The sequence below is a fragment of the Hydrogenophaga sp. FW305-3-2-15-A-LB1 genome, assembly GCF_058787875.1.
Genome location: NZ_JBYTAE010000144.1, coordinates 1 through 7,289, shown reverse-complemented (window position 1 = coordinate 7,289; position 7,289 = coordinate 1). Strand labels below are relative to the sequence as shown.

The following is a 7,289-nucleotide window of genomic DNA, read 5'->3' as shown; positions in this document are numbered from 1 at the left end:
ACCCGCACCGCCCCCGCCGCTTCGGCCGTGACCGCCCAGACCCAGGCCAACGCCATCCGCGCCCTGGCCATGGACGCGGTGCAACAGGCGAACTCGGGCCACCCCGGCGCGCCCATGGGCATGGCGGACATGGCGGTCGCCCTCTGGGGGCGCCACCTGCGCCACAACCCGACCAACCCGCAGTGGGCCAACCGCGACCGTTTCGTGCTCTCGAACGGCCACGGTTCCATGCTGATTTACGCGCTGTTGCACCTCACGGGCTACAAGCTGCCGATCGGCGAACTCAAGAACTTCCGCCAGCTGCACAGCAAGACCGCCGGCCACCCCGAGGTGGGCATCACCCCCGGCGTGGAAACCACCACCGGCCCGCTGGGCCAGGGCATCACCAACGCCGTGGGCATGGCGCTGGCCGAGAAGCTGCTGGCGGCCGAATTCAACCGCGACGGCCACGCCATCGTCGACCACCACACCTACGTGTTCCTGGGCGACGGCTGCCTGATGGAAGGCATCAGCCACGAGGCTGTGGCCCTGGCCGGTGCCTGGAAGCTCAACAAGCTGATCGCGCTGTACGACGACAACGGCATCTCGATCGATGGCCAGGTCACGCCCTGGTTCATCGACAACACCGCGCTGCGCTTCACCGCCAGCGGCTGGAACGTGATCGGCCCGATCGACGGCCACGACACCGACGCCGTGGACCGCGCGATCGCCGACGCCAAGAACAAGGCCAGCATGGGCACCTTTGGCCCCACGCTGATCATCTGCAAGACGCACATCGGCAAGGGCAGCCCGAACCGCGCCAACACCGCCAAGGCCCACGGCGAGCCGCTGGGCGGCGAAGAGATCCAGCTCACCCGCGAGGCCCTGGGCTGGATGCACAAGCCCTTCGAGGTGCCGCAAGACGTGTACGCCGCCTGGGACGCCAAGGCCGCCGGCCAGGCCGTGGAGGCCGACTGGAACGGGAAGTTCGCCGCCTACAAGGCCGCTTTCCCCGAGCTGGCCAAGGAGTTCACCCGCCGCATGAAGGGCGAGCTGCCGAAGAACTTCGCGCAGGTCGCGGTGGACGCCGCCGTGGGCGCGCACACCAAGGCCGAAACCGTGGCCAGTCGCAAGGCCAGCCAGCTGGCGCTGGAGACCTTCACCGCCGCGCTGCCCGAGTTGCTGGGCGGCAGCGCCGACCTCACTGGCTCCAACCTCACCAACACCAAGTCCACCCCCAGCCTGCGCTTCAACATGGCCGGTGACGTGGTGAAGAACGAGCAGGGCCAGGGCGGGCGCCACATCAACTACGGCGTGCGCGAATTCGGCATGGCCGCGATCATGAACGGCGTGGCGCTGCACGGCGGCTTCATCCCCTACGGCGGCACCTTCCTCACCTTCAGCGACTACAGCCGCAACGCCATCCGCATGGCCGCGCTGATGAAGCAGCGCGTGATCCACGTGTTCACGCACGACTCCATCGGCCTGGGCGAAGACGGCCCGACGCACCAGTCCATCGAGCACGCGGCCAGCCTGCGCCTGATCCCCAACCTGGACGTGTGGCGCCCCGCCGACACGGCCGAGACCGCCGTGGCCTGGGCCGTGGCGCTGGAGAACGCCAGCCGCCCGACCGCGCTGCTGCTCAGCCGCCAGAACCTGCCTTACGCGCCCAAGAACGACCTGGGCCACATCAGCCAGGGCGCCTACGTGCTGGCCGAGCCGGCCGAGGTGGGCCTGAAGAAAAAGGCGCAGGCCGTGATCATCGCCACCGGCTCCGAAGTGCAGCTCGCCCTGAAGGCGCAGGAGCTGCTGGCCCGCGAGCACAAGATCGCCGTGCGCGTGGTCTCCATGCCCAGCACCACCACCTTCGACCGCCAGACCGCCGCCTACAAGGCCTCGGTGCTGCCGGCCGGCGTGCCACGCATCGCGGTCGAGATGGGCACCACCGACGGCTGGTGGAAGTACGGCGTGGCCGCCGTGGTCGGCATCGACACCTACGGCGAATCGGCCCCGGCGCCGGTGCTGTTCAAGCACTTCGGCTTCACCGAGCAGAACGTGGCGGACACGGTGCGCGCCGTGCTCGCGAAGTGAATTTTGGTTAACCCTTTTTTGAAACCCTCCAGGAGAGACGAGACATGACGATCAAGATCGGCATCAACGGCTTCGGCCGCATCGGCCGCAACGTGCTGCGCAGCGCCATCCAGAACTTCAGCGACATTGAAGTGGTGGCGATCAACGACCTGCTCGAGCCCGACTACCTGGCCTACATGCTGCAGTACGACAGCGTGCACGGCCGCTTCAAGGGCACGGTCTCGGTCGAAGGCAACACGCTGATCGTCAACGGCAAGAAGATCCGCCTGACGCAGGAGCGCGATCCCGCCAACCTGAAGTGGGCCGAAGTCGGTGCCGACGTGGTGATCGAATCCACCGGTCTGTTCCTGGACAAGGTCACGGCCCAGAAGCACCTGGACGCGGGCGCGAAGAAGGTCATCCTCTCGGCCCCCTCCAAGGACGACACCCCGATGTTCGTCTTCGGCGTGAACGACAAGACCTACAAGGGCGAGGCCATCATCTCCAACGCCTCGTGCACCACCAACTGCCTGGCGCCGATCGCCAAGGTGCTCAACGACAAGTGGGGCATCAAGCGCGGCCTGATGACCACGGTGCACGCGGCCACGGCCACGCAGAAGACGGTGGACGGCCCGAGCAACAAGGACTGGCGCGGTGGCCGCGGCATCCTGGAGAACATCATCCCCAGCAGCACGGGCGCGGCCAAGGCCGTGGGCGTGGTGATTCCCGAGCTCAACAAGAAGCTCACGGGCATGAGCTTCCGGGTGCCGACCAGCGACGTGTCGGTGGTGGACCTGACGGTGGAGCTGAACAAGGACGCGACGTACGAAGAGATCTGCGCGGAGATGAAGGCGCAGAGCGAAGGCGCGCTCAAGGGCGTGCTGGGCTATACGACCGACAAGGTGGTGGCGACGGACTTCCGGGGCGACACGCGCACCTCGATCTTTGATGCCGACGCCGGCATCGCGCTGGACAAAACCTTCATCAAGGTCGTGAGCTGGTACGACAACGAATGGGGCTACTCCAACAAGTGCCTTGAAATGGTTCGCGTCGTCGCCAAGTAAGCGCAAGCTCACTTGACTTGAAAAAGCGCCTTCGGGCGCTTTTTTCTTGCCCGGTTCACCTCGGCGACAGGCCCGCATTGACACTAGACCGACCGGTCTATAGATTGCGCCCCATGACCGACACCCCCGCCCCTGGCACCCGCGAACGCCTGATCGCCGCCATGACCGACGCCCTGCGCCGGCGCGGCCTGCACGGCATCGGCCTGACCGAACTGCTGGCCCAGGCCGGCGCGCCCAAGGGCGTGCTGTACCACCACTTTCCCGGTGGCAAGACCGAACTCGCCGTGGCCGCGATCGACGATGTGGTCGCGCGCATGCTGGGCTGGCTGGACGGCCTGCTGGCCAAGGAGGGCGACCCGATCGAAGCCGCGCGGCAATGGATGCAGGGCGCGACCCAGCGCCTGAGCAGCACGGGCTTTCACGCCGGCTGCCCGCTGGCGACCGTCGCGCTGGAGAGCACGCCCGACGACCACGCGCTGCGCGAGGCCCTGGCGCGGGCCTTTGCCACCTTGCGCGAGCGCATCGCGCTGGCGCTGGAACAGGCCGGCGAGCCGCGCGAGTCGGCCCGGGGTGTGGCGGCGCTGATCGTCGCCACCTACGAAGGCGGGCTGTTGCAGGCGCGCGTGGCCCACAGCACCGAACCCATCCAGCAGGCCGTCCAGACGCTGCTGGGCCTGCTCGCCGCGCGCCGCCCGCGCGAAACGGGCACCACTTGAGGAGATCCCCATGAGCACCCCCCCGGACGTTCGCATCGAAACCCTCCTGCTGACCGCCGCCGACGGCTATCCGCTCTCGGCCCACCGCTACCGCAGCCCCACGCCGGCCCGCGCCCACCTCGTGATCGGGGGCGCGACCGCCGTGCCACAGGGCTTCTACAAGCGCTTCGCCGAACACGCCGCGCGCCGCGGTTTCGACGTGCTCACGCTGGACTACCGGGGCATCGGCGAGTCGGCCCCGCCCACGCTCAAGGGCTTTCGCATGGACTACCTCGACTGGGGCCGGCTCGACCTGGCCGCCGCCGTCGAAGCCATGCGCCAGGACGGCATGCCGCTGTACCTGGTGGGCCATTCGTACGGCGGTCATGCCCTGGGCCTGCTGCCGCACCACGACTGGGTGGACGGCGCCTACACCTTCGCCACCGGCGCCGGCTGGCACGGCTGGATGCCACCGCTGGAGCGCATGAGGGTGCTGTTCATGTGGCGCGTGCTGGGGCCGGTGTGGACCAAGTTCGCCGGTTACCTGCCCTGGAGCCGCCTGGGCATGGGCGAAGACCTGCCGCTGGACGTGTACCGCCAGTGGCGCGGCTGGTGCCGCTTTCCGCGCTACTTCTTCGACGACCCGCAGATGCAGGCCACCACCGAACGCTTCGGCCAAGTGCGTTTCCCGATCGTGGCCGCCAACGCGCTGGACGACGCCTGGGCGCCACCGGCCTCGCGCGATGCCTTCATGGCCGGTTACCGCAACACCTCGGTGCGGGCCGTCACCATCGACCCGCGCCGCGCGGGCCTGGGGCCGATCGGCCACATGGGCTACTTCCGGCCCAAGGCCTTGCCCTTGTGGAACGAGGCGCTCGACTGGTTCGAGGCGCTGCGTCCCGCCGCCGCCCCTTTGGCCGGCCGCTGAGCGCGGGTGTTGTAAAGCTGTGCGGAAATGCCGAATCGCCGGGGGATAAAGGCCATGCGAAAGACCGGCATGTCAAAATGTTTCGACACATCCCCCACCTTGCCTCGCTTGCCCTTCCGGCCCTCCCCATTCCATGCGGCGACTGTTTCCAGCACTGCTCCTGTGCACGGCCACCCTGGCGGGCCTGATTGCCACTCCCGCCATGGCGCAGGAGCCGTCCAGCCGGCGTGAGGCGGCCGGCCTGATCATCGGCTTCAAGGGCGACGAACTCGAATCGAACACCGCGACGGACCAGGGGCCCTGGGCCTCCGGACGTGAGCGGGCCCGTTCGCAATGGGACCGCAACGCCCGCCAGGGCCGCGAGCGCCTGACCCGCTGGGCGCGCGAGGTCGGGCTGCCGTCGGGCCAAGCCGGCGAGGCAGGCAACGCCCGCCTGCTGCGCTTCGATCGGCCCTTGCGTGGCCAGGCGCTGGACAACGCCGTGCGCCGCGCGCGCCTGCATCCCGATGTGGCCTGGGTCGAGCCCGATGTGCTGGTGCCCCGCCTGGGCGCGCCCGTCACCCCCAGCGACACGCTGTTTCCCCAGCAATGGCACCTGCAGACGCCCGATCTGGTGAACCTGACGGGCCTGAACCTGCCCCCCGCCTGGGGCGACACGACCGGCAGCACCTCCGGGTCCACGGCGGTCGTGGCGGTGGTCGACAGCGGCATCCGGGCGGGACACCCGGATCTGGCCGGCAAGCTGCTGCCCGGCTACGACCTGGTGAGTGAGCTGGCCGTGTCCAACGACGGCGACGGGCGCGACCCCGACCCGAGCGACCCGGGTGACTGGGTGCACCCAGCCGACCTGGCGAATCCGCTGTTCGCGGGCTGCGACCTGTCCAACAGCACCTGGCACGGCACCTTCATCGCGGGGCAGATCGCTGCCGCCACCGACAACGCCCAGGGCGTCGCGGGCCTGAACTGGGGCGCGAAGGTGCTGCCGGTGCGCGTCTCGGGCAAATGCGGCGCGCACCTGTCGGACCTGCTCGACGGCCTGCGCTGGGCGGCCGGCCTGCCGGTCTCGGGCCTGCCGATCAACCCGAACCCGGCGCGCGTGATCAACCTCAGTTTTGGTGGCGATTCGGCCTGCACGCCGGGCTACCAGACCACCATCGACGCGGTCACCAACGCGGGCGCCCTCATCGTCGTGGCGGCCGGCAATTCGAACACCACGCTGACCCGCCCGGCCGACTGCCGCCGGGTCATGACCGTGGCTTCGGTGCGCAAGGATGGGGCGAAGGCCGAGTACTCCAGTTTCGGCACCCGCGTGGCGCTGGCCGCGCCCGGGGGCTCGACCGATGCCGGCCCATCGACCTTGCTGTACTCGACCGACAACAGCGGCACGACCACGCCAGGGGTCGACATGTATGGCTACAAGCAGGGCACGAGCTTTGCCGCGCCACAGGCCGCGGGCATCGCCAGCCTGATGCTGGCGGTCAACCCCTTCCTGAGCCCGCGCCAGCTCATCGAGCGCATGAAGGCGGGGGCCCGACCTCACGTGGTGACGGGATTGGCCGCGTGCGGCACCCCGGGCGCGGGCGCCGTCTGCGGCTGCACCACCACCACCTGCGGCGCCGGCCTGCTGGACGCCAACACCTCGGTGCAGCTGGCCACCGGCCCGGCGGTCGTGATCAAGCCGGTGGGCGAGGTCGAGCCGGGCACGGTGATCACGCTCGACGGCAGCCAGAGCGTGCCCATTCCCGGTCGCAGCATCGTGTCCTACCAGTGGGTGCAGGTGAGCGGGCCGCCGGTCACGCTCTCGTCGGCCAGCAGCGCGGTGGCCAAGGGCACGCTCGTGGCGGAGGACAGCTATGTGTTCTCGCTCACCGTGGTGGACAACTTCGGCCGCACGGGTGAAGACACCGTGCGCGCGGTGGCGGCCATGCCCGTGCTCGCCGCCAGCAGCAGCGGGGGAGGTGGTGGCTCCGCTGGCCATCTCTGGGGTTTGAGCCTGTGGGCCTGGGTGATCGCCGTGGCGCTGTGCCAGCGCCGCCGCCGTCGGGTCTGAGCCGAGCCCGCCGGTCGGCTCAGCTGCAGCGGCGCAGCGCCTTGCCGGCCATGGCCTCGCGCAACCCTTCCACTGCCGCGCGCTGGGCGTCGGTGATGGCGGGCAGGCGCAGCGCGAACGACACGCTTTCCGCCCGTTCCTGCGCCACCCTGGCGGTGCGCACGCCGTCGCGCTCGGTCTGCTGCAGCGCCTGCCGCGCGGCGGCTTCGGTGGAGTAGGTGCCCAGCGCCAGCCCCGGGGCCAGGCCATTCGCGGTGAGCTCTCGGAACTGCACGCCCAGCCCGCGCAACTCGGCCTTCTTGCGCTCCACCTGCTCGGTGTTGTCGTAGCGCCCCATGTAGACGATCCAGCGGCCGCTGCTGCGGGTCTCGTTGAGTTGCCAGCCGTTCGCCGTCAGGCCCAGCAGCGCGAGTTCGGCGCGCAGCAGCTCAGCCTGGGCTTCGGTGAAGCCGGCGGCCTGCCAGCAGGCGCGCGGGCCATCGCTCGCTGGGGCGGCCGCTGCG

The 7,289-nt window shown here is 69.7% G+C and carries 6 protein-coding genes; 5 read left to right on the top strand and 1 reads right to left on the bottom strand.

The annotated features are described in order from the left end of the window. The first annotated feature begins 27 nt into the window (after positions 1-27). From tkt to AC3WPZ_RS27195, 5 genes are all read left to right on the top strand, one after another. The gene (gene tkt / locus AC3WPZ_RS27215; protein WP_492442459.1) at positions 28-2,070 is read left to right on the top strand and encodes a transketolase; all 2,043 of its coding nucleotides are present in this window, start codon (positions 28-30) and stop codon (positions 2,068-2,070) included. Between the two features lie 44 nt (positions 2,071-2,114). After that, positions 2,115-3,113: a type I glyceraldehyde-3-phosphate dehydrogenase gene (gene gap, locus AC3WPZ_RS27210; protein ID WP_492442457.1), complete on the top strand. Its 999-nt coding sequence runs from the start codon at positions 2,115-2,117 to the stop codon at positions 3,111-3,113. A gap of 113 nt (positions 3,114-3,226) precedes the next feature. Then, positions 3,227-3,829: a TetR/AcrR family transcriptional regulator gene (locus tag AC3WPZ_RS27205; protein WP_492442455.1), complete on the top strand. Its 603-nt coding sequence runs from the start codon at positions 3,227-3,229 to the stop codon at positions 3,827-3,829. Positions 3,830-3,839: 10 nt separating this feature from the next. Beyond that, a complete protein-coding gene (locus AC3WPZ_RS27200; protein WP_492442453.1) occupies positions 3,840-4,736 on the top strand; it encodes an alpha/beta hydrolase family protein in 897 nt (298 codons plus the stop codon). Between the two features lie 481 nt (positions 4,737-5,217). After that, positions 5,218-6,786 carry a S8 family peptidase gene (locus AC3WPZ_RS27195; RefSeq protein WP_444688133.1) on the top strand — a complete coding sequence of 523 codons (1,569 nt, stop codon included), beginning with the start codon at positions 5,218-5,220 and terminating at the stop codon, positions 6,784-6,786. Between the two features lie 19 nt (positions 6,787-6,805). On the opposite strand, the gene AC3WPZ_RS27190 is transcribed toward AC3WPZ_RS27195, so the two are convergent. Continuing rightward, positions 6,806-7,289: SPOR domain-containing protein (locus tag AC3WPZ_RS27190; RefSeq protein ID WP_492442451.1), on the bottom strand; the 484-nt coding region annotated here is incomplete at its 5' end.

Bases quoted from the DNA above. Each gene is read 5' to 3' on its own strand.
- AC3WPZ_RS27205 (WP_492442455.1), top strand. From the start codon at position 3,227: ATGACCGACACCCCCGCCCCTGGCACCCGCGAACGCCTGATCGCCGCC.
- gap (WP_492442457.1), top strand. From the start codon at position 2,115: ATGACGATCAAGATCGGCATCAACGGCTTCGGCCGCATCGGCCGCAAC.
- AC3WPZ_RS27200 (WP_492442453.1), top strand. From the start codon at position 3,840: ATGAGCACCCCCCCGGACGTTCGCATCGAAACCCTCCTGCTGACCGCC.